25 protein-coding genes, 3 tRNA genes and 1 riboswitch are annotated in these 23,145 nt (G+C 62.5%); of the genes, 9 read left to right on the forward strand and 19 right to left on the reverse strand.

Annotated elements, in window-relative coordinates; genetic code table 11:
- The first annotated feature begins 9 nt into the window (after positions 1–9).
- Positions 10–816 carry an exodeoxyribonuclease III gene (locus ACR30Z_RS09560; RefSeq protein WP_144651938.1) on the forward strand — a complete coding sequence of 269 codons (807 nt, stop codon included), beginning with the start codon at positions 10–12 and terminating at the stop codon, positions 814–816.
- Positions 817–849: 33 nt separating this feature from the next.
- Entirely contained in the window at positions 850–1,734 is an 885-nt protein-coding gene (locus tag ACR30Z_RS09565) for a hypothetical protein (RefSeq protein ID WP_434372298.1), read from the forward strand.
- A 6-nt stretch (positions 1,735–1,740) separates the two neighbouring features.
- On the opposite strand, the gene ACR30Z_RS09570 is transcribed toward ACR30Z_RS09565, so the two are convergent.
- From ACR30Z_RS09570 to ACR30Z_RS09585, 4 genes are all read right to left on the reverse strand, one after another.
- Positions 1,741–2,805: a LacI family DNA-binding transcriptional regulator gene (locus ACR30Z_RS09570; RefSeq protein WP_434372300.1), complete on the reverse strand. Its 1,065-nt coding sequence runs from the start codon at positions 2,803–2,805 to the stop codon at positions 1,741–1,743.
- A gap of 113 nt (positions 2,806–2,918) precedes the next feature.
- Entirely contained in the window at positions 2,919–3,881 is a 963-nt protein-coding gene (locus tag ACR30Z_RS09575; RefSeq protein WP_144651941.1) for a carbohydrate ABC transporter permease, read from the reverse strand.
- Positions 3,878–4,843 carry a carbohydrate ABC transporter permease gene (locus ACR30Z_RS09580; RefSeq protein ID WP_144651942.1) on the reverse strand — a complete coding sequence of 322 codons (966 nt, stop codon included), beginning with the start codon at positions 4,841–4,843 and terminating at the stop codon, positions 3,878–3,880. The genes ACR30Z_RS09575 and ACR30Z_RS09580 overlap by 4 nt, the downstream gene beginning before the upstream one ends.
- A 96-nt stretch (positions 4,844–4,939) precedes the next feature.
- Positions 4,940–6,286, reverse strand: a complete 1,347-nt coding sequence (locus ACR30Z_RS09585; RefSeq protein ID WP_144651943.1) for an ABC transporter substrate-binding protein — start codon at positions 6,284–6,286, stop codon at positions 4,940–4,942.
- A gap of 251 nt (positions 6,287–6,537) precedes the next feature.
- Between ACR30Z_RS09585 and ACR30Z_RS09590 the strand changes: the two genes are divergently transcribed.
- Positions 6,538–6,939, forward strand: coding sequence for a helix-turn-helix domain-containing protein (locus tag ACR30Z_RS09590; RefSeq protein WP_144651944.1), 402 nt, complete (start codon positions 6,538–6,540; stop codon positions 6,937–6,939).
- A gap of 9 nt (positions 6,940–6,948) precedes the next feature.
- On the opposite strand, the gene ACR30Z_RS09595 is transcribed toward ACR30Z_RS09590, so the two are convergent.
- From ACR30Z_RS09595 to ACR30Z_RS09630, 8 genes are all read right to left on the reverse strand, one after another.
- Positions 6,949–7,590: a DNA alkylation repair protein gene (locus ACR30Z_RS09595; RefSeq protein WP_244296803.1), complete on the reverse strand. Its 642-nt coding sequence runs from the start codon at positions 7,588–7,590 to the stop codon at positions 6,949–6,951.
- A gap of 174 nt (positions 7,591–7,764) precedes the next feature.
- Positions 7,765–8,100 (reverse strand): hypothetical protein, encoded by a 336-nt coding sequence (locus ACR30Z_RS09600; RefSeq protein WP_434372302.1) that lies wholly within the window; start codon positions 8,098–8,100, stop codon positions 7,765–7,767.
- A 121-nt stretch (positions 8,101–8,221) separates the two neighbouring features.
- Positions 8,222–8,833 (reverse strand): hypothetical protein, encoded by a 612-nt coding sequence (locus ACR30Z_RS09605; protein WP_434372303.1) that lies wholly within the window; start codon positions 8,831–8,833, stop codon positions 8,222–8,224.
- Positions 8,830–9,471: a DUF6286 domain-containing protein gene (locus ACR30Z_RS09610; protein WP_144651948.1), complete on the reverse strand. Its 642-nt coding sequence runs from the start codon at positions 9,469–9,471 to the stop codon at positions 8,830–8,832. Before ACR30Z_RS09610 ends, ACR30Z_RS09605 begins: the two co-directional genes overlap by 4 nt.
- Positions 9,468–9,848 carry a hypothetical protein gene (locus ACR30Z_RS09615; RefSeq protein ID WP_144651949.1) on the reverse strand — a complete coding sequence of 127 codons (381 nt, stop codon included), beginning with the start codon at positions 9,846–9,848 and terminating at the stop codon, positions 9,468–9,470. The genes ACR30Z_RS09610 and ACR30Z_RS09615 overlap by 4 nt, the downstream gene beginning before the upstream one ends.
- Positions 9,845–10,036 carry a DUF2273 domain-containing protein gene (locus ACR30Z_RS09620; protein WP_144651950.1) on the reverse strand — a complete coding sequence of 64 codons (192 nt, stop codon included), beginning with the start codon at positions 10,034–10,036 and terminating at the stop codon, positions 9,845–9,847. The genes ACR30Z_RS09615 and ACR30Z_RS09620 overlap by 4 nt, the downstream gene beginning before the upstream one ends.
- The gene (locus ACR30Z_RS09625; protein ID WP_434372305.1) at positions 10,033–10,482 is read right to left on the reverse strand and encodes an Asp23/Gls24 family envelope stress response protein; all 450 of its coding nucleotides are present in this window, start codon (positions 10,480–10,482) and stop codon (positions 10,033–10,035) included. Before ACR30Z_RS09625 ends, ACR30Z_RS09620 begins: the two co-directional genes overlap by 4 nt.
- A gap of 110 nt (positions 10,483–10,592) precedes the next feature.
- Positions 10,593–11,120 (reverse strand): hypothetical protein, encoded by a 528-nt coding sequence (locus tag ACR30Z_RS09630; protein ID WP_144651952.1) that lies wholly within the window; start codon positions 11,118–11,120, stop codon positions 10,593–10,595.
- A 173-nt stretch (positions 11,121–11,293) separates the two neighbouring features.
- On the opposite strand from ACR30Z_RS09630, the gene ACR30Z_RS09635 reads away from it, so the two are divergent.
- Both ACR30Z_RS09635 and ACR30Z_RS09640 read left to right on the forward strand, forming a co-directional pair.
- On the forward strand, positions 11,294–11,947 hold the full coding sequence (locus ACR30Z_RS09635; RefSeq protein WP_434372307.1) for a DUF6318 family protein: 654 nt from the start codon (positions 11,294–11,296) through the stop codon (positions 11,945–11,947).
- Positions 11,948–12,176: 229 nt separating this feature from the next.
- Positions 12,177–12,905 carry a hypothetical protein gene (locus ACR30Z_RS09640; protein WP_434372309.1) on the forward strand — a complete coding sequence of 243 codons (729 nt, stop codon included), beginning with the start codon at positions 12,177–12,179 and terminating at the stop codon, positions 12,903–12,905.
- A gap of 234 nt (positions 12,906–13,139) precedes the next feature.
- Here the strand turns inward: ACR30Z_RS09640 and ACR30Z_RS09645 are convergent.
- From ACR30Z_RS09645 to ACR30Z_RS09655, 3 genes are all read right to left on the reverse strand, one after another.
- Positions 13,140–13,215: transfer RNA gene (locus ACR30Z_RS09645), tRNA-Phe, on the reverse strand.
- A gap of 46 nt (positions 13,216–13,261) precedes the next feature.
- A tRNA-Asp gene (locus ACR30Z_RS09650) sits at positions 13,262–13,335 on the reverse strand.
- An 84-nt stretch (positions 13,336–13,419) separates the two neighbouring features.
- Positions 13,420–13,492 (reverse strand) — tRNA-Glu (locus tag ACR30Z_RS09655).
- Positions 13,493–13,726: 234 nt separating this feature from the next.
- Here ACR30Z_RS09655 and ACR30Z_RS09660 point away from each other — a divergent pair.
- Positions 13,727–14,668 carry a DMT family transporter gene (locus tag ACR30Z_RS09660; RefSeq protein ID WP_434372310.1) on the forward strand — a complete coding sequence of 314 codons (942 nt, stop codon included), beginning with the start codon at positions 13,727–13,729 and terminating at the stop codon, positions 14,666–14,668.
- Here ACR30Z_RS09660 and ACR30Z_RS09665 read toward each other — a convergent pair.
- Complete coding sequence (locus ACR30Z_RS09665) at positions 14,665–15,588, reverse strand: carbohydrate kinase family protein (protein ID WP_434372311.1); 924 nt, start codon at positions 15,586–15,588, stop codon at positions 14,665–14,667. The genes ACR30Z_RS09660 and ACR30Z_RS09665 overlap by 4 nt on opposite strands.
- Before the next feature lie 90 nt (positions 15,589–15,678).
- On the opposite strand from ACR30Z_RS09665, the gene ACR30Z_RS09670 reads away from it, so the two are divergent.
- Together ACR30Z_RS09670 and ACR30Z_RS09675 are read left to right on the forward strand one after the other, a co-directional pair.
- The gene (locus ACR30Z_RS09670) at positions 15,679–16,140 is read left to right on the forward strand and encodes a metallopeptidase family protein (protein ID WP_144651956.1); all 462 of its coding nucleotides are present in this window, start codon (positions 15,679–15,681) and stop codon (positions 16,138–16,140) included.
- A gap of 10 nt (positions 16,141–16,150) precedes the next feature.
- Positions 16,151–17,071 (forward strand): cation diffusion facilitator family transporter, encoded by a 921-nt coding sequence (locus ACR30Z_RS09675; protein ID WP_434372312.1) that lies wholly within the window; start codon positions 16,151–16,153, stop codon positions 17,069–17,071.
- Here ACR30Z_RS09675 and ACR30Z_RS09680 read toward each other — a convergent pair.
- Positions 17,068–19,734, reverse strand: coding sequence for a PEP/pyruvate-binding domain-containing protein (locus ACR30Z_RS09680; protein WP_434372568.1), 2,667 nt, complete (start codon positions 19,732–19,734; stop codon positions 17,068–17,070). The two genes, ACR30Z_RS09675 and ACR30Z_RS09680, sit on opposite strands and share 4 nt — an antisense overlap.
- Before the next feature lie 51 nt (positions 19,735–19,785).
- Entirely contained in the window at positions 19,786–20,823 is a 1,038-nt protein-coding gene (locus ACR30Z_RS09685; protein ID WP_144651958.1) for a universal stress protein, read from the reverse strand.
- Positions 20,824–21,240: 417 nt separating this feature from the next.
- Between ACR30Z_RS09685 and ACR30Z_RS09690 the strand changes: the two genes are divergently transcribed.
- Complete coding sequence (locus ACR30Z_RS09690) at positions 21,241–21,933, forward strand: FAD-binding protein (RefSeq protein WP_167510502.1); 693 nt, start codon at positions 21,241–21,243, stop codon at positions 21,931–21,933.
- A gap of 178 nt (positions 21,934–22,111) precedes the next feature.
- Here the strand turns inward: ACR30Z_RS09690 and ACR30Z_RS09695 are convergent, their stop codons facing one another.
- Positions 22,112–22,891 (reverse strand): hypothetical protein, encoded by a 780-nt coding sequence (locus ACR30Z_RS09695; protein ID WP_144651959.1) that lies wholly within the window; start codon positions 22,889–22,891, stop codon positions 22,112–22,114.
- A gap of 3 nt (positions 22,892–22,894) precedes the next feature.
- Positions 22,895–23,063, reverse strand: a riboswitch (cyclic di-AMP (ydaO/yuaA leader).
- Positions 23,064–23,145 lie beyond the last annotated feature (82 nt).

Consider the following 23,145-nt stretch of genomic DNA (forward strand, 5'->3'; position numbering starts at 1 on the left):
TTAGTGGCTGTGAAGATAGCTACCTGGAATGTGAACTCCCTCCGCGCCCGTGCCGACCGCGTTGAAGCCTGGCTTGAGCGCAGCGACTGTGATGTCCTGGCCATCCAGGAGACCAAGTGCAAGGACGAGAACTTCCCGTGGGAGCTCTTTGAGCGCATGGGTTATGAGGTTGCGCACTTCGGTGTGAACCAGTGGAACGGTGTTGCCATCGCTTCCCGGGTTGGACTGGAGGACGTCCAGCGCACCTTCATGGACCAGCCGGCATTCGGCAAGGCAGGCAAGGACCCCGCCCAGGAAGCCCGCGCCATCGCGGCTACCTGCGGCGGCATCCGTATCTGGAGCCTCTACGTTCCCAACGGCCGCTCGCTTGACGACGAACACATGCCGTACAAGATCAAATGGCTCGACGTCCTGCAGGGTCATGCAGCAGAGTGGGTCGCGTCGGATCCGACAGCCCAGATCGCGCTCATGGGTGACTGGAACATCGCCCCGTTCGACGACGACGTCTGGGACATCGAGCTCTTCCGCACCAACAACTACACCCACGTCAGCGAACCCGAGCGCGCTGCGTTCCACGCGTTCGAAGCCGCCGGATTCACCGACGTCGTCCGTCCCTACACCCCCGGCCCCGGCGTCTACACCTACTGGGACTACACGCAGTTGCGCTTCCCCAAGAAGGAAGGCATGCGGATCGACTTCTGCCTGGCCTCCCCCGCACTGGCCTCCCGGGTCACGGGAGCTTCCATCGACCGCGAGGAACGCAAGGGCAAGGGTGCTTCGGACCACGCCCCTGTGATCGTGGAGCTGGCAAACTAACCACACGCTCATCGACGAAAGGGCCGGCCGGACATGACTGGAAACCTGTACAGGGGCCAGGCAGGATTGCCGTTCTCCTCGTCGCTGCGCATTTATGAGCCGCTTGAGGCCTTCCCGCCCGAGCAGCAGCGGCAGCTCGTGGCGGAGGGCGGCAAGGCAGGTTCCCGGGCCGCCGTCGAGAATGCGGAGCTTCAAGCGTCGCTGGGGCGCATCACGCGCTCGGGTGGCGATCCCTTCCCCACCGGTCGTACGGACCTGGTGCGGATGACCCGCGTTCCCGGTGGCCGCCACGCCGCCAAGGACAAAGACGGAGACGACGCCGGACACCTCCTTTACTGCCCCAGCCAGCTGGTGATTCGGGCCGGCTTGGCGGCCAACGCGCTCATGGATGGCGTCCACAGTCCGCTGGCCGATCTCCTGATCCCTGTATCGCAACGGGATAAGCACCAGGCCCGGATTGACCGCATCAACGCCCGCGAGGACGCCAAGCGCGTCCACACCCGGGCGTCCACGTGGGGCATCCCGTTCAGCTGGTTCTCGCTCTTCGCCGAGTCGGACCGCAAGGATGTGGTGGAAGCCGAGGGGCGTATTCTTACCGTCCGCGTGTGGACGCCGCTCACTGAAGCCTTGGAACGGGCACGATTTGCCGTGGCCCACCTGGCGCTGGCTGCGCCGGACCTGGACATGCTGGACGACCTGACGCAGCTCACGGAATGGTTGGAACTCTTCCATGCCGCATCCATGGTGGAGCTGGATTACGGTGCCGTGGCGGACAAGGTGTACCCCGACGAATCCCCCATGGACGTTCGCTTGGGTATTGAGTGCTTGGCCGAGGGCGACATGACGGGGGCGGCCGCTGCCTACAGGCGACTCGCTTCGCGGTGGATTCCCATCCGGCAGCTGGCTCGCGCTTCCTAGCCAGTTCTAATTGCTGCTGGCGCCGTTGGGCGGGGCTGTTGTCTCACGCACGATCAACTGGTGGGGGGCCACCTCGGAATGCACTGCCCCCGCGTTGCCGTCCAGTTCATCCAGCAACATCCTGGTGGCGAGTTCGGCCTGGTTGTCAGGGCGTTGACCCACAGTGGTCAGGCCCAGTGACGACGAGAAATCGTGGTCGTCAATGCCGATCACCGAAAGATCCTCCGGCACTCTGACTCCGTGGCGGCCGGCCTCAAAGATGACGCCCATGGCCATCTCGTCCGACGAACAGAAGATGGCCGTTGGTTTGCGGCCGGGTTGGCTCCACAACCGGTTGAACGCTTGCTGCCCGCTGGCTACGGTGAAGTCACCCCATTGGTCCCACTCGGGACGGACCTCCAGGCCGGCGTCGGTCATGACTTCCTGGAAGGCGCGTATCCGCACACGGGGAACGTCGAAATTCAGGTCCGTCTCGTCGTCGCCGTGGAGTAAGGCAATGTCCGTGTGTCCCAGATCCAGCAGGTGCTTTACCGCCGTGGACGCGGCGTCGTAGTCGTTGATGCCGATGTAGGGGCAATCCTCAACGTGGCCACCCACAACAACCAGCGGTATGTCGATCTTGTGCAAGTGCTCCAGTTCTTCCTCGGTCAAGGACATACACAGCACCAACAAGGCGTCGATCTGCTTGTAGACCATGGTGGAGCTGAACAGCCGCTCGCGGTTGCTGCCGTGGCCGCCGAGGTTGAACAGGGAAAGATTGTATTTACGCGAATGCAACTCCCGGTCCGCGCCTTCGATGGCCTTGGAGAAGAACCACCGGCTGACGAACGGGGCCAGGACCCCGATGGTACGGGTGCGGCCCGTCGCCAAACCGGAGGCGGACGACGACGCCACATACCCCAAGGAACTCGCTACTTCGAGGATCTTCTCCCGGGTTGCGGGAGACACCCGGGGCAATCCCCTGACTGCCCGGGAAACGGTCGCCGTCGAGACGCCCGCTGCTGCGGCAACGTCCTCAATACTGACACCCGTGTGGCCGCCGCGTTGGGACCTACCCGTTGTTCGTGACACAGGCTCCCCTCTCCGGCCGCCGTTGCTCCGCCTACACCTTATTTCGGGGCTTGCTGAGTGCGGCCCTCGGTTACGCAGCGGCGTAATGCGCTGCGCAACCGAGGGCGCGCTTCCTAGCCCTTGAGACCGCCGGACAGCAGGCCTCGCACGAAGTACCGCTGAAGGCCAAAGAACACCAGCAGCGGAATAATGATCGAGACGAATGCTGCGGCCGGGTTCAGGTAATCCCTGGCGCCACGGGTACCGGAAATCTCTGCCAAACGCTGCGTAATCGGAGCCACGTCCGCCGTACCTCCGGAGAACACCAGCGCCACCAGCAGGTCATTCCATACCCAGAGGAACTGGAAGATGGCCAACGAGGCCAAAGCCGGAACGGACAGCGGGAGGATAATCCGCCAGAAGATGGTGCTGTGTCCGGCACCGTCCACCCTTGCTGCCTCGATGACTTCACCGGGAATCTCTGAAATGAAGTTGTGGAGCAGGAAGATGCCCAGCGGGAGGCCGAACATGGTGTGGGCGATCCACAGTTGCGCGTATGAGCCTGCAGGAAGCTGCAGGGTCTGCGTGAAGAACTGCAGGAGCGGAATCAGCGCCATCTGGAGCGGGATGATCTGCAGGGCGAAGACGAAGATGAAGAGTGCGTCGCGGCCCTTGAACTTACCCCACGCGAAGACGTAAGCGGCCATGGATGCCAGAACCAGCACGAAGATGGTGACCGGGATGACGATCGCTATGGAGTTCACGAAATACTGCGAGAGGTTGGCGGACTGTGAGCCTGCCGGTGTGAGGACATCCACGTAGTTCTTGAATGTGAAGTCCCAGTCAACGAAGGCATTCCACCAACCGTTGGAGCGGGGGCCCACCTGCTTGGCGGCCGGACGGAACGAGGTAACGAAGAGGCCGAACGTCGGCACGGACCATACGACGGCGATGATGATCGCTGCCGCTGTAGCCCACTTGGACGTGAGCTTGGTCTTGACCCGCCGCATGATCGGCTGGGCGTCCTCCGTGGGGTCGGATCCAGGACGCTGCCGGGTGGCCTTCGAGGCCTCTTTCGGGGCTGGCGTGGCTGTCAATGGATCTCCCTTTGCTTGCGAAGGACACGAGCGTTGTACACAACGATTGGCAGCACCATCAGGAACAGGACCAAGGCCAGGGCGGCACCGCGTCCCGGCTCACCGGCGCGGAAGGCCTGCGTGTACATTTCATTGGCAACGACCGACGTGTCGTAGTTACCGGCGGTCATGGTTCGGACGATGTCGAAGACCTTCAGCGTGGCGATGGTAATGGTGGTCAGCACCACCACCAAGGCCCCACGGATACCCGGAACCGTGACGTTGCGGAACTGCTGCCAGGCGTTGGCGCCATCCAGTCGGGCTGCTTCGATGAGTTCCACCGGAACACCCTTGATGGCCGCCGACAGGATCACCATGGCAAAGCCGGTCTGGATCCAGACCATCACGATGATCAGGAAGATCGTGTTCTCCGGGGCATCCAGCAAGAACTGCTTGGGATCCATTCCCAAGGCATCCCGGAAGAAGTTAAGGACACCGGTCTGCTCGATGCCGGGGCCCCGGTAGTCATAGACGAGTTTCCAAATGATGCCGGCGCCCACGAAGGAAATGGCCATGGGCATGAAGACCAGCGACTTCAGAACCTTTTCGCCCCTGGCCTTATCGATGAACACCGCGTATGCGAGTCCAAAGCTGGTGGACAGCAGGGGGACCAGCACGGTCCAAATGACCGTATTCCGCAGCGTGGTCAACGCTTCGGGCTGCGTGAACATCCAGACAAAGTTGTCCAATCCGTTGCCATTGCCGCTGGCATCGGTGAAAGCCAGCATTGATGTCCGGGCTGCCGGATAGACCAAGCCCACCAGCATGAGGATCGCGGCGGGAGCAAGGAAGCCAACAACGGTCACTTTGTCCTTGACCGACTTGGGCGCCCTGTCCACCAGCAACATGATGAGGCCGATAACCGCTGAGAAGATCGCCAGGGCTATCACTACTTGAAGGAGTTTTTCTCCGATAAATTCCATACCCAACCTCCGGGGCGTGAGTGAATCACTAGGTTCCGGGAAAAGCGCTGCCTCCCCGGCTGGGCAAACCAGTCAGGGGAGGCAGCACTTTGGGAGTTAGCTCTTAGGCCAGCTGGATTCGATGCTGTTGGCTACATCCTGGGAGGACGTGCCGTTGATCCACTGCACGATGCCCTTCCAGAACGAGTTGGAACCCACAGCACTCGGCATCAGGTCCGAGCCATCGAAGCGGAAGACAGTCTCGGGATCCTGGAGGATCTGGACGGTCAGCTTGTCGAGGTCGGACTGTGCGTTGTTGGGGTCAAGTCCCTTGTTGGCACTCACAACGCCGCCCAGCTTGACGCGGTTGTTGGCGAAGTCGGCGCTGGCGAGGTAAGCCAGGAACGACTGGACCTCAGGGGTGTCCTTGTAGGCGCCCACCATCTCGCCGCCACCGGTGACTGCCTTGCCCTTGCTTTCGTCAATCGGCGGGGTGATGAATGCCCACACGTCGCCGTCCTCGGCAACGTTTGTTCCTGCGGGCCAGTTGGCGGCCTGGAAGTTGGCCTGGTGGTGCATCGCGCAAGTGCCATCCAGAACAGGCTGGCCAGCCTGGGCGAAGCCGGTGCTCAGGATCGAGCGGACGTCACCGAAGCCACCGTTCACCATGTCCTGGTTGAGCAGGATGTCGCCGGCCTTGTTGAAGGAATCGACGATCTTGGGGTCGTTGAACGGAATCTGGTGGGCTACCCACTGGTCGTAAACTTCGGGTCCGTGGGCGCGAAGGACAACGTCTTCAATCCAGTCCGTGCCGGGCCAGCCAGTGGCCTCACCGGATTCGAATCCGGCACACCACGGCTTCATGTTCTTGTCATCCGCTGCGATCTTCTTGGACAGCTCGATCATTTCGTCCCACGTCTTGGGAACTTCCCAGCCCTTGTCCTTGAAGGTCTTGGGCGCGTACCAAACAAAGCCCTTGACGTTCGCAAGCATCGGAGCGGCGTAGTACGTGCCATCTACCGTGCCGTACTTCTTCCAGTCCGGGGACCAGTTCTTGTCCACCAGGTCGGAGACGGTCTTCGGAGCGGGCTTCAAGTATCCTGCCCGTGCCTGCGTGGCAAGAAGACCGGGCTGCGGGAAGATCGCCACATCAGGGGCGGTGCCGGACTGAGCACGGACACCGATCTGCGTTTCGAATTCCTTGCTGCCTTCGTACTTAACAGTGATTCCCGTGCAGTCCTCGAACTGCTTCCAGGATTCCTCGAGGTTGGTTGCTTCGATATCGACGATCGTCGAGTAGACGGAGACGGTCTTGCCGTCGTGCTTGCCATAGCTTTCGTAGGCGGAGCAATCATTGGAGCCGGCGGTGGATCCCCCACCGCCTCCATCTCCGCTACAGGCGGAAAGGGTAAGTGCCAGGACACCGGCGGCTGCGACCGGTAGCAGGTACTTGGTTTTCTTCATGCTAAAGACTCCTCGCTGAGTACAAGTGATTCGGCGGCGCAATTGATGTGGTGACGCTCACACTAGCCATGTTCTCAAGGTAAATGCAAGCGCTTACACCGACCGTAATCACACTGATACCAAGTAGCCTGCTTATTTCGATGCGGCATACCCATTGAGCCTGTGATGACGGTGCGCGGGGAAGCTTTCGATCCCACCTGAGCATGCCTGCGATTTGTTTACCCAGTGTTGCCTATGGAAAAGTGGGAAGCGTGGATGAACTAGAAGCACTCCAGACCATCGGCCGCCTGATCAAGGAAGAACGCCTGGCCCAAGGTCTGAGCCAGGTGCAGTTGGCCAAGCAGGCGGGTACGGCCATCAAGACAGTGCGCACGTTGGAATCAGGAACGCGGCGTACGCAGGAAATCAACCAGCGCAAGCTTGAGCACGCTCTTGGTTGGCGCGCTGGATCCGTCTCGGAGGTCCTCAAGGGAAAGTCCACCTTCGCCCCGGACATGATCACTCCGGATGACATGCGCTCCAGCGATGAGTCGCGTCAGGGGCCACCCCGTGTTTCCGTTCCCGCAGCTCCCGTGGCCCGGGCTTCACACCTTTCCGACGAAGAGCTCCTCGCAGAGCTCACCTACCGCATGATGCACCGCAACAGAGGCTGAACCGCCCCGCTACAGCGACTTGCGCCGTACCATCTCGTTGATCCAGCTGGGCGCGAACGGTGATGTGCAATTGGGCGGCGTTGGGTAGTCCTTGAGGACTTCCAAACGCTCACCGATATCCAATGCGCGGGTCCGAAGCTCCGGGTATTCAATTCCGATCTGCGCCAAGCAGTGGTTCATGGCCCACTGAAGCCGGTCCGGAGCGTCCTTCATGTGGGCCTCGATGATGTCCAGAAGCGCGCCCAAATCCAGTCCTTCCGGCTTCTTGACCACACGTTCCGACGTAAGAGCCCACCCGGCACTCGCAACCACAGGGTCGGGATCGGCAAACCAGGCAACGCGCAGCACCTCGGCGTGCGGGCTCTTCTTCACCACGTAGTTCACCAGCCAGTCATGGACCTTGGGAGCCCGGGCTTCCCGCAGCATGCTGTCCAGTTCATCCCGCTCGAAGGCCTTGGGACGGCAAATCAGCAAGGACAGCAACCTGGCGGCGGTATCCCCGGTGTCCCACAGCTCACGCGAAAGATCCTGCTGTGTCTTCAACCTCTTCGCGACGGCACGAAGTTTACCCAGGTTCACGCCATGGTCGTCACCGTGTTTCTCGTTGACTTCGCGGGCACGGGGGTCCTCCAGCGAAGCCAGTTCCGCCATCAGCTCGGCCACGGACGTTTCCAGCACTGTTGTTCCAACCACTAAGGCCTCCTCGTGTCCATCGTGTGTGGACATCAGGCTACTAGTTAACCGACAGCGGGATGGCAGCCCGTGCCAGTGCGGTCTTCCGCTATCAAGGCGAGCTGCCATCCCGTTGGGGTCGGTGGAGGGATCCTACTTTTCGCCCTTGAACAGACCGGCGATCTTGGAACCCAGGCCCTTGACGTTTTCAGCAACGTCCCCAGCGATTTCCTTTGACTTTTCCGCGACGTCACCCGCCAATTCCTTGGCATTTTCTCCTACGTCACCAGAGAAAAATTCCTTGACGTTCTCGGCAGCGTCTCCGGCGAACTCTTTGACATTCTCGGCAGCTTCGCCAGCAAATTCCTTGACGTTCTCCACAGCCTCGCCAGCAAATTCCTTAGCGTTTCCCAGGGCTTCGCCGGCCGCATCCTTGGCGTTCTCCGCCGCGCCATTAACCGCCTCGGCGCCCGTGGTTTCTTCACTCATGCTGCTCTCCTCTGTGACGATTGGATCTGTAGCAATGCGTGCCAAAGGAGGGATTCCCCCTTTGCCTTTCAAACTATTGGCAGACGCCCGGATTGTGCAATGTCAGCGGACATATACGACGTCAGCGGACCCTTTCGGCCCGGGTAAACCTGGACCGTGCACCGGAGACCATATGCACCAGCACGGGGGTCTTCTGACCAATGACAAGGTCCAAGGCTTCCACCAATTGCGACACTTCGGCCGCAAGGAGGTGGGGCGCCACTCCTTGCCGCGGTTGGATGCGGATCCGCAGGCCTGGCCTGCCCTTCACTTCGAGGGTTGTCACGGAGGCGCCAGCGAGGTCTGTCCTCTCGGCGAGGGCGGCCCGCAGTGCCTGTTCAGCTACGCCGCCACCGATCCTCACTTCGCCATCAACGTCGCTGTCGTCGTCGCTGGCCACCAGAAGGTTGGCCCTGCCTTTGCCTTGCTGCGACAGCCAGGCAACCATCCCGATGATGACCGCCACCAGGACCAGCCCGGCCACAATCCACAGCCAGCTCTCTTCGCGTTCGGGGAAGCGCGTCTGCCGGAAAGCATTTTCTGCGCCGGCCCACACTCCCGCGGACCAACCGTGCCACCACGTTGCCACAGCAGGGACGGTGGCCAGCAGCAGGAGTAGAAGTCCCACGGCCAAAAGCTTCACGCCGATAATGAAGAGCAATACCCGGTTGACTCCACGCGGTGTTCCGTTCACGCCCCGATCACCCCCGACGTCGCAAGGTTGACCCGAACTGCTGGCATCGGCACCGGTGACATTTCCTCAAGTTCCGCTTGCACCGCAGTCAGCACGGCCTCTTCGCTCACGCGGCTCCCCGATGTTGGCCTTACATTGACCACTACCAGCTGCCGCGAGACAACCACCATGACTTGTTCCGGGGTCACGTTCGCAGCCGTCCGTGCACGACGTGCCAGCGCGGACGCCAGGACTTCGTCATCAACCACGACGGCGGTGCGCGGGTCCCGGAGCAGATGCCGGGCACGCCTGCCGGGGAGCACTGCGTGAAGCAGGAAGAAGAGCCCCACCATTGCTATGACCGCGCCACTCGCGCCGAGGAGCAAGGGCGAGATGCCATCCGGGAGAGCGATGATTCGCTCCGCAGCCGTGCTCGGGTTGATCAACCACGGCGGCTGCCCAATGGCGCGGACCCCCGCTTCAAGCAAGGCGTAGACGCAGAGGACGATCACCAACACAGCCGCAATCGAGGCTGCCCCGGCGCGGGATGAATGCGTTTCCCGGCGCAGAATGCGGCTCATATCCGGGTCTTCACCTGCTACGGGGACGGCGTCCGGGCTTGTGCCATTCACTTGCTGTGTTTCCTGGTCCTGTGTCACTGAACGCGGCCTCCCTCCGTAACGTGCGCTCCGCTGATCCTGATGTCCACCCTGCTTAGCTGCGAGCCGCTGAGCCTCGTGACGGTCTCAAGGATGGTGGCCTTGGCGGCGACGGCCCTGTCCCAAATTGAGCCACCGAAGCCTTGGACCCGCTGCGGATCGCGGAGGACGTCGGTCAGAGCCGGGATGCTGATAGGCGCCACGATGGACAAAGCCAGGAGGCCGTCGTCGTCCGCCCAATCTGCGCGGATGTCGCTGGCCTCCACGCCGAGAGCTTCGGCGGCCGCGGCACGGGCCAAAGATGTTAATGCCTGGGTACTGATCCGGTTGTGGCCGGCCAGGCTGGTGGTGGATTCCACAGCCTCAGCCACGCTCATGACGAAGAGCGCCGGCCCGTAATAGCGTCCAGGACGCCGCGGAGATCCAGCTTGCCATCAGCCGCGCGGCCAAGCAGTGCCCCGATGCCCATGAAAAGCAGTGAGACCAGGAAGCCCCACAGCCCGAACGCGAAAGACATGAACGCCACAAAGGCGCCGATCGCGATGCCCACCACGGTCATGCTCACTGAAGTGCCTCCCTTTCCACTAGGACAGTCTTGGCACCGGCGGGTTTGGTCGGCGGGGCCACGTAGACGTCGTTGATCTCGATGTTGACTTCAATGACCTGGAGACCGACGAGTTCTTCGACCGCCCGGAAGACAGCGGACCTGACCTGGTTGGCCACGCCATGCAAGGGGTGGCCATACAAGGCGACCAGGTTGATGTCGACGGCCACCTGGGTCTCACCGACCTCTGCGCGGACGCCTGCTGCGTGGTCCGAGCTGCCGACGGCGTCGCGGATCGCGCCGAGGGCTCGGGACGGGCCTGACCCCAAGGAGTACACGCCGGGCACGGTGCGGGCAGCGATGCCGGCTACTTTAGCCACAGCCGCCTCGGAGATGATAGTGCGTCCGGTACCGAGGATCTCGCTGCCCCCAGGCACGGGATCAAGCTGCACGTTCTGGTCTTCCATGGAGCACTCCCCTTCTCTTGAGTACCACCCTAGCGTCTAGCTCCGACGCTTTGGGAGAAGCATCCTGCCAGAAGGGAATGCGCGCGGCGCTGCTCAGTTCCTGCGCGGAGCTACTTACAGTTCTTGTCAGTCCAGTCCTGAATGGGCTTCATCAGTTCTTCGAACTTCCCGTCACCGTATTTGCTGAAGTCCGTGCCTGCGGACTCCGTGAAACTGCGGAGCTCCTCGAAGGCCGGCTTCAGCTCTTCCGGTACTTTGCCCTGCATTTGGGACAGTTCCTGCTTGGCCTTTTCTATGTCCTCAGGCTTTCCGCCCACCATCGCCGACAAAGGCAGGATGGTGACACTCAGCATCGTGGCACTCACCGACAGGCAGGCCTCCGACATCGACGTGAAATCGCCGTAGACCCCGCCGGTTCCTCCTGTCGTGCCGCTTGTGGGGGTCGTGCCGCTTGTGGGGGCGGTTGGCTCGGAGCTTGTACCGACTTCCGCTGCCGGCGCCTCCGACGACGCTGCAGGCGTGGGCTGGGCGACCGGCGCCGGGGCCGAGCACGCACTGAGCGTCAGGGCAGCGGCCACCAAGGCCACTGATAGAAGGCGGGCCGGATTGGACGTGCTGGTGAGCGAGATGTTGACCATGGTTCCCCCAATAGGATGCGTGCGAAGACGAGCCGGCGAGGCAAGAATAACGCCCATCGCACTGCGGTGAACAGAGTGAGTTATCCACATGCCTCAGTTCGTGACTGGGTTGCCGTTGTTGGCCCAACCTAGACTGGCCGACACATCGCCACATCACTGCCGGGGAGTCTGTCATGCCACGCCGTTCATTCTTGTCTGCTTCTTTTGGTCGTGCCCGGCCGGCGGCCTTGTTTCTGGCAGCCGCGATGCTCCTGAGCGGCTGCCAGAGCGGCGGCTCCCCCACCGCAACAAGCTCGACGACGGCGACACCCGCCCCCAGCGCTTCGTCGCCTGTTGCTGCGGCCACCCCGGCTGCATCGGCTGCGTACAAGCCGGCAGATGCGAAGGGGAAGGCGCAGAATGTGCCGGTTCCTGTGATGCCGGAGCTGGCGAAGGAGAACTCAAAGGCCGGGCTGGAGGCGTTTATTGGGTATTACTACTCGGTCAAGAATCATGCGAACGAAACCGGGGATGTCTCCACCCTGAGTACCTTGAACTCCCCCGAATGTGTTGCCTGCAGCAAACTCCTAGCAGGGACGCGTGACAGCTACGTCGGCGGTCGTTGGATGGTTGGTGGAAGGATCAACATCCCGGTACTGGACCTGGACTGGCAGGAAGGCGCCGCCTCTCACTCGGCAAAGCTGCAACTCGTTCAGGGCGCCATCACTTACTACAACGCAGATGCTACAGAAGGTCGGTCCCCGAGCGCAGCAACCAACGGAGCCTTCATCTTTGTAGGCCGCTATGAAAGTTCCTGGAAGGCGGTAGAGATTGCTGTCCTTCGCTAGCTCCCGACTGACTGTCGCAGCTCTTCTTGCATTCGGGCTTCCGCTCGTACCTGCTTCTACCCAATTGCCGCCCGGAACCCCATCCACGTGGGGCAGTGCCAGCGAAGAAGAGGGAACGATCGATGCCGGAGTTTTTTGGATTTTTGACCCCAGTACTGGTGAATCCTCGCCCCGGGGCGTCGACGGAAGTTCAGCTGCCGGTCTACTTGCCGAGGATCCGAATCAGTACATGGCCGATACCCACTGCCGCGCCGACGGGCCGGACACCAAAGACCCCGGCTGCGACGCCCTCGACTGCCCCGCCACCACACCCGGCGGACAACAAGGCACACCGGTCATCTGGAAAGAAGCACCCAAAGCCATCACCAACCCCGGCTGGACCGACTGGATCCCCACCACCGGACCCACCTGCCTCTACGACCCCCAACCCGAAAACGTCCTGGCCAACATCGCAGCCAGAATCCTTAACGACTTCCGCCAACTCCCCGTCAACCCCGGAACCCTCCAAGTCCAGCCCTTCCCCCACACCCTCAAAGGCGGACCCACCAACTTCTACACCACCGCCGGCGAACAGGCCTTCGACATCACCATCCTCGGCCAAGCCGTCCACCTCACCGCCACACCGGCCAGCTACACCTACACCTACGGAGACGGCACCACCCTGGGCCCCACACCAGCCGCAGGCTACGCCATCCCCGAAACCGAATGGCTCACCACCGAAACCCGCACCAGCCACAGCTACACCGAAACCGGAAACTACCCCGCCACCATCACCACCAACTTCACCGGCACCTACTCCGTCAACAACGGCCCACCACTACCCATCAACGGAACCCTGAACCTGACCACACCCACCAAAACCATCCACGTCTGGAAAACCGAAAGAGCCCTCGTCGCCGACACCTGCCAACAAAACCCCAACTCCTGGGGCTGCCCCTTCCCAAAGGGAATTCGTTAGGCGAAGCCAACGCGGCAACAGCACACGGCTTGTGCGCCGCCGCCACCCACTTTGACGGACGACGGGCAATGACTGAGCCTGAGGATGGCGCGTCAAGGCCATCCGAGATTCAAGTGGGTGGTGGAGGTACGCCGTCAAAAGCCAGACAGCCCTGGAAGCATCACAGGACCTCTGTTGAAGAAGAAGGCTGTTAAAGAAGAAAAGCACCAGTTCCAAAGAACTGATGCTTCCCAGTGGTGGCTCCGACCGGCGTCGATCCGGTGACCTTTCGATTTTCAGTCGAACGCTCTACCAACTGAGCTACAGAGCCTAGGTGACATGTCACCTTGAGAACCGAATTTCTTCGGCGCTCAGAGCGACCCTGACGGGACTTGAACCCGCGACCTCCGCCGTGACAGGGCGGCGCGCTAACCAACTGCGCTACAGGGCCTTGCGTTTGCAGTATCTTTACCGCGTTTTTTTCAAGGCTTCTAGCTTACCAGACTTTTTTCATCCGATTTACCACTTCCTTGCGTACCCCCAACGGGATTCGAACCCGTGCCGCCGCCGTGAAAGGGCGGTGTCCTAGGCCGCTAGACGATGGGGGCCTGAACTCAATTCGGATTTCGCAAGGAAAAGCGACGCTTTACGCGTTCTTTCCGTGTCTCGCTCGTCCGAACTGGACTCTAAAACTTTAGAGCATAGATGGCGATATTCCCAAATCGAGGTCTACAGCCCTTCCCGAGCACCGAAGGAGCGTCCCTCAAACATTGGCAGGATCTTGCCTTGACGCGTCCGAAAACCGCCAGCCGTTCAGGGCCCGCCACGGCTAGATTGGCTCTATGACAACCACCTCCCCGGCCGAACCCGGCCAGCCCTCCCCGGGCCTGCCTCCGCGCACCACCCCCGCGCCGGGAGCGGCCATCAGCAAACTCGGCATCGCCGCCGTAATCGTCACGGTCGTCCTCTGGGCTTCGGCGTTTGTGGGCATCCGCGCCGTCGGCCCCAGCTTCTCCCCCGGGTCTTTGACGCTCGGGCGTTTGGCGGTTGCCGCCGTCGTGCTTGGCATCGTGGTGCTGCCGACGCTGAAAGTTTGGCCGAAAGGCCGGGAATGGTTGCCGATCGTGGCGTACGGGGTGATGTGGTTCGGCGGCTACAATCTTGCGCTGAACGCGGCTGAGCACATGCTCGACGCGGGCACCAGCGCCATGCTGATCAACGTCTCGCCCATCCTGATCGCGATCCTTGCCGGCATCTTCCTCAAGGAGGGCTTCCCCAAATGGCTGCTGATCGGCAGCGCAGTGGCGTTCTGCGGCGTCGCGATGATCGCCCTGGGTTCAGGGCAACGTTCGACGGCGGACGTGGCGGGTGTGCTGTTGTGCTTGCTTGCCGCCGTGCTCGCCTCAGTGAGCGCCATCCTGCAAAAGCCCGTTTTGCGGAAGTTCACGGCGGGACAGGCTACGTGGTTTGGCATCATGGTTGGCGCGATCTGCTGCCTGCCGTGGACGGGCCAGTTGATCTCCGAGGTCCAGGCCGCGCCGCTCCCGGCAACCCTCGGCTTGGTGTACCTGGGCATTTTCCCCACGGCCATCGCCTTCACCACGTGGGCTTACGCCTTGTCCCTCATCTCCGCGGGCAAACTGGCCGCGACGACGTACCTGGTACCGGGCACCACCATCCTGATTTCGTGGGCCGTCCTCCAGGAAGTCCCCACCATCTGGGGACTGATCGGTGGCGTGGTGTGCCTGGTCGGCGTCGGACTGACACGGCGCAGGAGTCGCTAGCGGGCCATTCCCGCCAGCAGTTCGCGGTGCGTGGGCGGATTGGCGCCGGGGCGGCCCACAGTGATGGACGCCGCCATCGACGCAATGGTGCCGATCCGTTCCAGCACCGTGGGGGCCAGCCCGTCGCTGCCACGCAGGAGCAGCCCCATAATCAACGCTGACATGTAGGAGTCACCCGCGCCGATGGTGTCCGCCACCGTGGAAGGTACTGCGGGGACGCGGAGCTGTATGTGGCGCGTAGCCATCAGCGAGCCCTTCGCTCCCTCAGTCATCACGGCCAAGGTGGTGCCAAGCGCCAGGAGATGGCTAGCGATGTCCTCCAATGCCTTGCCTGGGTAAAGCCAATTGGCGTCGGAGGCACTCATCCTCACGACGTCGGTCAGCGGCACCATCTCTTCGAACAGGCCAAGTGCCTCATGGTGGCTTCCGAGGAGATCGGTGCGGATATTGGGGTCGTACGTGACCATGCATCCGCCTTGGGCCTGTTCCAACAAGCTCCGGACAACTCCGGCACCCGGCTCCAGGAAAGTGGCAATGGAACCGGTGTGTAGGATCCTCGGCGCGTAAGGCAACGCAAGCGGGGCAAGCGCCCACTCGATGTCGAAGGTGTACGCGGCCGAGCCGTCGGCAGCAATCCGGGCTGTCGCCGTCGCTGTCTTTCCCATCGATTTGGAACCCGGCAACAGAACCACTCCGGCGCTTTGTAGATGGGCTGCGATGGCGTCCCCACGCTGGTCGCGACCGATGGCGGTCAGCAAGCCTGCTTTGACGTCCAGACGGCCCAACCCGTAGGCGACATTGGTCGGCGATCCTCCGGGGTATTCGGCTTGCCCATCGGGCGACTGCACGATGTCGATCAGGGCCTCACCGACGACCACGACGTCGAGGGGCTCAGGCATGAGGGAAGCGGTGGAAGTCATGCGGTTCCTGTGTCTGTCGAAAAGGGATTGAGTTCAGTATCCCCCATCACACACCGCGCCAATACTGCCATCGCAGACTAAAGTCGAGTCATGCCCGCGAATCTTCCTCCCGGCCTTCCCATCGTTCCCGACGGCGATCGTCCGTCGTCGCGGCTGCCGGAGCGGAATGCCGGGGACGCTCCCCCGTTCATGATGTCCCCCGAAGATTTCGAAGAAGCCGTCAGCGATGCCTTGCAGCTGATCCCGCCCAAGGCAGCCAGCGCCATGGATAACGTGGCCATCTTCATTGAGGACGACTACGTCCCGCATCCGGATGAAGATCCGGACACAGTGCTGTTAGGCCTCTACGAGGGCGTCCCGTTGACAGAGCGTGATTCGTGGTGGGATGCGGGATCACTGCCGGACCGGATCACTATCTTCCGCCAGCCGATCCTGAACATCTGCGGCACTCGTGAGGAAGTCATCGACGAGGTGGCCATAACCGTGGTGCATGAGATTGCTCACCACTTCGGGATTGACGACGACCGCTTGCATGAACTCGGCTGGGGCTAGCCTTATAACCATGGGGCACGACCACAACCATTCGCACGGAGTCACGGCGACCGGCAAGCATCGGAAGCGGCTCATCGCCGTCTTGGCCATCACCTTGGGCGTGGTGGGCATCCAGGTGGTTGGCGCCGTCGTCTCCGGATCCTTGGCCCTGCTGGCTGATGCCGGGCACATGCTGTCCGACGCCGCAGGCGTCTTCATCGCGCTCATGGCGGCGTGGATCGCCACGCGCCCGGCAAGCGACCAACGAACTTACGGCTACCAACGGGCCGAGGTGCTGGCAGCTTTGGCCAACGCCCTGATCCTCATTGTCATCGCCGTGGTCATCATGATCGAGGCAATCCGCCGCTTTGGCGAAACCACTGAAATCCGCACCGACATGATGCTCTGGGCCGCCATCCTGGGTGCCGTGGCCAACCTGGTCTCCCTCTTGATCCTGCAGGGAGCGCAAAAGGAGAGCCTCAACGTCCGCGGTGCCTACCTGGAGGTCCTGGGAGACCTTCTCGGTTCCATTGCCGTGATCGTGGCAGCCATCGTCATCATGACCACCGGGTTCGACGCAGCCGACCCCATCGCCTCCGTGGTGATAGCCCTGATGATCATCCCACGCGCCTGGCATTTGCTCCGCGACGTGGTGGATGTGCTGCTGGAAGCCACTCCCAAGGGCGTGGACGTGAACATGATCCGCGAGCATATCCTGGCCGTGGAGGGTGTGGTGGAAGCCCACGACATCCACATCTGGACCATCACCTCCGGCGTGCCCGTGTTCTCAGCCCACGTTGTGGTGGAGGACGAGGTCCTCAACGCCACCGGTGCGGACAGCATCCTGGATCAGTTGGGGTCCTGCCTTGGCCGGCATTTCGATACCGAGCACTGCACCTTCCAGCTGGAGCCGGTGAGTCACTCGGAGCACGAATCACACCAGCACGCCTAGTCGGCTAGTCCGTCCGGGTCCACAGTGCTGACCGTTCCGGCCGCCCCGTCCACGGTGATGTGCTGGCCTGACTTGATCCGTGTTGTGGCATCCGGAACACCGACCACCGCAGGGATGCCGTACTCGCGGGCGACTACCGCGCCGTGCGAATTGGGCCCACCCATCTCCATGACCAGTCCACCGGCCGTAAGGAACAACGGCGTCCAGCCAGGATCCGTGGACGGCGCCACGAGGATCTCCCCCGGTTCCAAATGCGCGCCAACAGGGTCCATGATGACGCGCGCAGGTGCGGTCACCAGACCTGCCGACGCCGGGCTGCCGGACAACGTGCCTGCGCGCAGTTTTCCGTGAGCCCCGGCCGTGGCCTCGGGCTCCGTGCCGTCAGACAAGAGGACCCTCGGAATATGCCTGCGCCGAAGTTCCTGATGGTAAGCGGCCCGGCGCTCGGCAATGACTTTGTGGAGGGCATCCCCTGCCAAGGCGGCTTCGATGTCGTCGAGGCTTAGGAAGAAGATATCCTCAGGCTGGTCAATCCGCTGAGATGCCGCCAGTTCGCTGCCAACCAGGAGCAGTTGTTCCCGTACCGCCGCGAGCCCCAGGACGAGGTTGTACTTAGGCAACTCCCGCAAACCAGCGAACCTCCGGGTGCGATCCAAGGCGGTCCGCACCATCGCGGCATGGAGCGGGCTCTTGCCCCTTGCCCTGGCTACGAGGCGTGCGATCTGTTCATCGGCCTCCCGGGCTGCTTTCGCGAATTGTTGCTCCGGTGTCTCCGCGCCGGGCTCAAGCCGCAAGTAGTTGGCCACGACTCCAAGGATGTGTGTGGGGTCATCGGACCAGCGGGGCATACCGAGGTCAATCTCTGCAACCGCCCTGTGGCCGTAAATGCGCAGAAACGCCTTCAACGCTGACTGTGCAACGGGAGGAAGCGTGCCGTCCCGATACCGGTCCGCCAGCTCCGCCGCCGTCTGCCCAGCCATGGAGGCAACGGCGTCGGGGTCGTGTCGGATATCCGAGGCCAGGTGCCAGAGAGCCAAATCCATCTCTGTGGTCACGTTGTTCGGGAGACCGCGAATCACAGTTTGGAGCTCGTCATAGGAAGCCTGCTCACCGAGCAGCCGCTGCACCAACGCCAGCATCGCGAAGCCAAGGGCCGGCAAGGGCAGGATCTGCGGCACAGTGGCGAAGACTTCCGTTCCGAGGATTCTCTGCACGTGGGCGATCCGCTGGTGCGCGGTGGCCTGGCCGGGGACCATGAAGGTGGTGCGAAGGTCCGCGTTGACGCGCTCCACGCTTTTCATTGCCGCGGCCGGACGGAACAGTCCGCGGAGCAGGGATTCGGGAACGCGATACTTAGCTGCAACCGGAGCCACGTGGCGAATCAACTTAAAGGGCGTTTTGATGGTCACCGAAAAGCGGGGGTCATCAAAAAGTCCACGCATCACCGTGGCTGATCGGGCCTCCATAAAGTCGAAGACCCGCGGCACGATGACCCGCCCGATCCGACTCCGCAGCACCGCCGTGAAGTCGAAAAAGATGCGCTGCCCGGCCTCGTAGTACGGCGGCGGTCCAGAGCGGGGATCCGGGACGTTAAAAGCCGCGGCCTTGGCTACACAGGATGCTACGAGCCGGATGCCAGCCAACCCCATGGGAGTCAGAGGCCTGGTGAGGCCTTGGGCGAGGCTGAAGTTCAAGAATGCGTGGTCACCGGGCAATGGAGGGTTTCGCGTGGTTTGCGGGTACAACGTGGTGATGGGACGGGCTTGGGTGAGCCACAGCTTTCCGGCGTCATCGATGGCCCACTCAGTGTCTTGGGGAGCCCCGTAGTGGTCCTCCACTCGCCGTCCCAGCTTCGCCAGTGCCTGGATTTGCTGATCGGTGAGGCACGGCTGCGGACTGGCGTCGCCGGACCTGTCACGGCTGGACAACTCAACACGTTCGGTGCCACCCCCAGGGAGCGGGCGGATCTCCACCTGCCGGTCACCCAAGGTGGTTTCCAGAATGGCGCCGCGGTGGCTGTCCACAACATAGTGGTCCGGATTCACGGCTCCGGATACCACGGCCTCCCCTAAACCGGGGCTGGCATCTATCACCACTTCATGTCGTTTCCCCGTCACCGGGTTGGCTGTGAACATGACGCCAGCCACTGAGGAGTCCACCATCTCCTGAACCACGACGGCCAAGGCCACCGAGTCATGATCGATCCCAGTGCTGGTCCGGTAGCTCACGGCACGGTCCGTCCAGAGGGAGGCCCAACAGCGTTTCACCGCGTCCAGCACCGAGTCCACGCCCACCACATTCAGGAACGTGTCCTGTTGGCCGGCGAAGCTGGCGAAAGGCAGGTCCTCCGCGGTGGCCGAGGACCTGACGGCGACAGGTACGTTGTCTCCCAGGGCCAGATAGGCCGCGCGCACTGCTTGGACGACGTCGTGGGGCATGGCGGCGTCGAGGACCAAGGACCGCGCGCGGGTGGCATGGCGGTTCAGCTGTTCAAGCCCAGAAGCGCTGACGGCGCTCAAGGCCGTAAAGACTTCTTCCAATCCGGCAGCTGACAGGGCGTGCCTGTAGGCAGCCGTGGTGAGGCAGAAGCCGGGCGGCACGGGCAGGCCAGCACTCGCCAGCTCACCCAGGTTGGCCGCCTTTCCACCCACTTCCGGGAGCATGCCTCCCCGAATGTCGGCGATGTCCAGGATAAACACGGTGCAGGCCGTGGCTTACGCTGCGCCGAGCATCGGTCCAAACTTGGGACGATCGGCGAGCCGGGGATCCTCACGGTCCGGAACGACCAACACCGGGCCCTTGGCGTGGTGGAGGACGCCGTCAGAGGTGGAGCCAAGGAGCATCCCCGCGAAGCCACCCCGGCCGCGCGTGCCGAGAACCACCAGCTCAACACCACGGCTGGTTTCCACGAGGACATCCACCGGCGAACCGTCCCGCAGCTCAGTTTCGATGGGCAAGGCCGGGAAGTGGCTCCTCAACCAGGCCACACCAGCATCAAGCTGAACCCTGATGTCAGCAAAGAGTGCATCGCGATCCAAAGGAGCGGGCACCCAGGCCAATGAGCCGCTGTACTGCGGCACAGCACAGATCACTCGGAGCTTGGCTCCCATGCGCTGCGCCTGCTCGGCTGCTTCAAGCACTGCCACGCGGGCCTGCTCGGAGCCGTCAACGCCCACAGCAACCACGTTCTCCACGGTTCGTGGGCCGGCCTTGGCGTGCTCGGCCTTGATGTGTTTGTCCTCGGTGTTCTCACCAAGGCGGTCGGCGCAATACAGCGGGACAGTCACTGTGGGGCATTTGGCGTGGGCAGGCAGGGCGCTGCTCACCGAGCCCAGGAGACGTCCGACGAAGCCGCCGCGACCCCTGCTGCCGAACACCAGGAGCGAAGCGTCCGCCGAAAGGTCCAGCAAGACACCTGCGGCGTCACCGTTCTCCACGGAAGCATCGACGTCGATGGCATAGCCGGAAACCTTGTCCATGGCCTGCTTGACGATGGCGTCGGCACCTTCGCGGATCACCGAATCGTCCACCGTTGCGTAGCCGCCATCCAGTCCGGAAGCGGCGAAGATCGGTACCGAGTACGCAGTGACGATGTGCAAGGGAAGCTGCCGACGTTCAGCCTCCCGGGCGGCCCACACCAAGGCACACTGGCCGTGTTCGGATCCGTCCACTCCAACGACGATGCCACCTGGTGCGACAGCTTGGTCCTCGCCGTCGAGTGGCTCTTCACTGTGTCTGCCGTGCTGGTCCATGGGGGCCTGCCTCTCCACCTACTGCTTGATGTTCCGGCCATTCTGCCAGAGGTTCTCCGGGTCGGATTCCCTGACGGCCTGAATGTCAATGACCGGGGCAGGAGAAACCAGGAAATTTCTCCTTCCAATGCCCACTATTCTCGGTCGGCAATGACGAATCAAGGCGACTTTGGGCTATGTGTATAACGGTCCGGGCTCGGTTCCGGAGCACCCTTTTTGCGCTGCGGATGAACACGCAAAACACGCGGATGCGCGAGGCTATCCATGGCCGAAAAAGTTCGGTAGTGTTCGAGTCACCGAATGGCCGGCAAACGTGTTTCGCGACACACTCCGGCCATTTATTTGCGGCCGCTTGGGGAACTCGGACGCGATCCCACGCGCTGCCTCAGGGCACACACGTCAAGGAGGAACCAAGCAGTGTCACCCACGCCTGATTCCGCCACGGAACGCACCACCACCGTGGTCATCGGAGCCGGCCTGTCCGGCCTGGCAGTTGCCAGTGAGCTCAGCCGCTATGGCGTGGGCTCGATCGTTGTGGACGGCTTCGGCGCCATATCAGCCGCAGGCCCTTCAGTCCACACCGGAATGCTTCAACGATGCGACGTCGCCGATCCCGCAGCAATGAAAGAACGCACTGAGATCCTCCGTCACCTGCGGAACTATGCCGCAAGCCATCATCTGGACGTCCGCAACACCACCCGTGCCGTCCGCCTTGATTTCCTGGGCTCTGATCCCTCTCAGCAGCTGGGATTCGGAATGGCCGCGAGCATGACCACAGCCGGGCTCCGGACCGGCCTCCATGTGTCCGGCCCACTCGAATCCATGCCGCGCCAGTGGGCTGTCCACACAGCCAACGGCGTTCTCCTGGCCGACCACATCGTGGTGACCCGCTGTGCCCAGAGCCAGCTGCGCCGAATGCTGGCAGAACTGGGAATCTCCATCGGCCAGAACCTCGTAGCCGCCATGCGTGCCGTCGGAATGCACCTTGTGGGCGTTGGGGAACTCATCACGCCCACCCCCAAGGAAGTGCTTCGACAGGCCAAGGCCGTGGGCCAGGCGATCTCAGCCAAGGTGGCCCTGCCGGCAGGACCCGGCATCGCCACCGTTTAGGAAGTCCACGTCCCGGGAACCTCACGCCGCAAACCCCGGCACGCCACCCAACAAAGACGCGCCGAACCGCCGTCGTGCCCTAAGGCTGGAACTTTAACGCACAGAACTTAACGCCAAAGGCCGGTACCTACGAAGAAAAGAATCTTCGAAGGCACCGGCCTTTGTTGGTGCGTGAGGCTTATGCGCCTGCGCGTACGTAGGTCAGGGGACCCGTTGCGGTCAACCAGCTGATCGGGTGGATGCCCGTCTGGTTGCCGTTGATGCCACCACTGATGGCCTGGCCGTTGCCGATGAAGATTGCAACGTGGCCGGACTGGACGATCATGTCACCGGGCTGGGGGTCGCTGACAACCTTGCCGTAGTTCATGAACTGCATGGGGCCGAGGTCACCAACGGGGATGCCTGCGGAGCCGAGGGCCTTTTCCACCATGGCGGTGCAGTCCTGCATGATGCCGATCTGGGCGTAAGCCGAGGCAACCATGGCTGCGTTGACGCCACCGACGGCGGGAGCAGCTGCAGGAGCAGCGGCGGCCGGTGCGGCGGGAGCAGCAGCGGCAGCCTTGGCAGGGGCTGCTGCAGCGGCGGTGGTTACTGCTGCCTTCTTGGCAACGGGAGCCGGAGCAACCGGAGCCGGCTTTTCGATGACCGGTGCTGCAACCGAAGCAACAGCAGGGCGCTCGAAGTTGACGGTAGCCGTCGACAAGGCGGTAACAACCTGGGTGGGAGCCTCGGATGCGGTCTCGGCGACCGTGGCGGGGCTGGAATCCCGCTGTACCGGAGCCTCGGCTGCGTGGGCAGCAATGGAGCCGGTCAGAACGAGACCCGAAGCTGCTGCGATAACAGCTGCCTGGCGACCAGCGCCGGAAGCGTTGCTGGCAACAGCCTTGGAGATGGAGATGAACGGATTAGGACGTACGCTGTCCGCCTTACGACGGCCGCGAAGAATGCGTGAAGACATGAAAGAGCCTCTCCCGATGCCTGCGAGGTTAGCTGTCGGATTCGGATGGGAGTCACCCGGTCACTATCCCCCGCTGTTCAGCGGAAGCATCGTGACTTCACCCCAAGGCACGCTCGAAAGCGACCTAAAATGGGTTCCCCGTCTCTGCCGTAAGGTTTGTCTGCGAACGGATTCCGGACTGCGGCAGAGCTAGGCAATCAGGCCGGAAGTGCCCGCTACGTGGAACAGGCACAGGTACCACCGTACGCGAAGAT

Source organism: Paenarthrobacter sp. FR1 (assembly GCF_051106045.1).
GTDB lineage: Bacteria > Actinomycetota > Actinomycetes > Actinomycetales > Micrococcaceae > Arthrobacter > Arthrobacter nitroguajacolicus_A.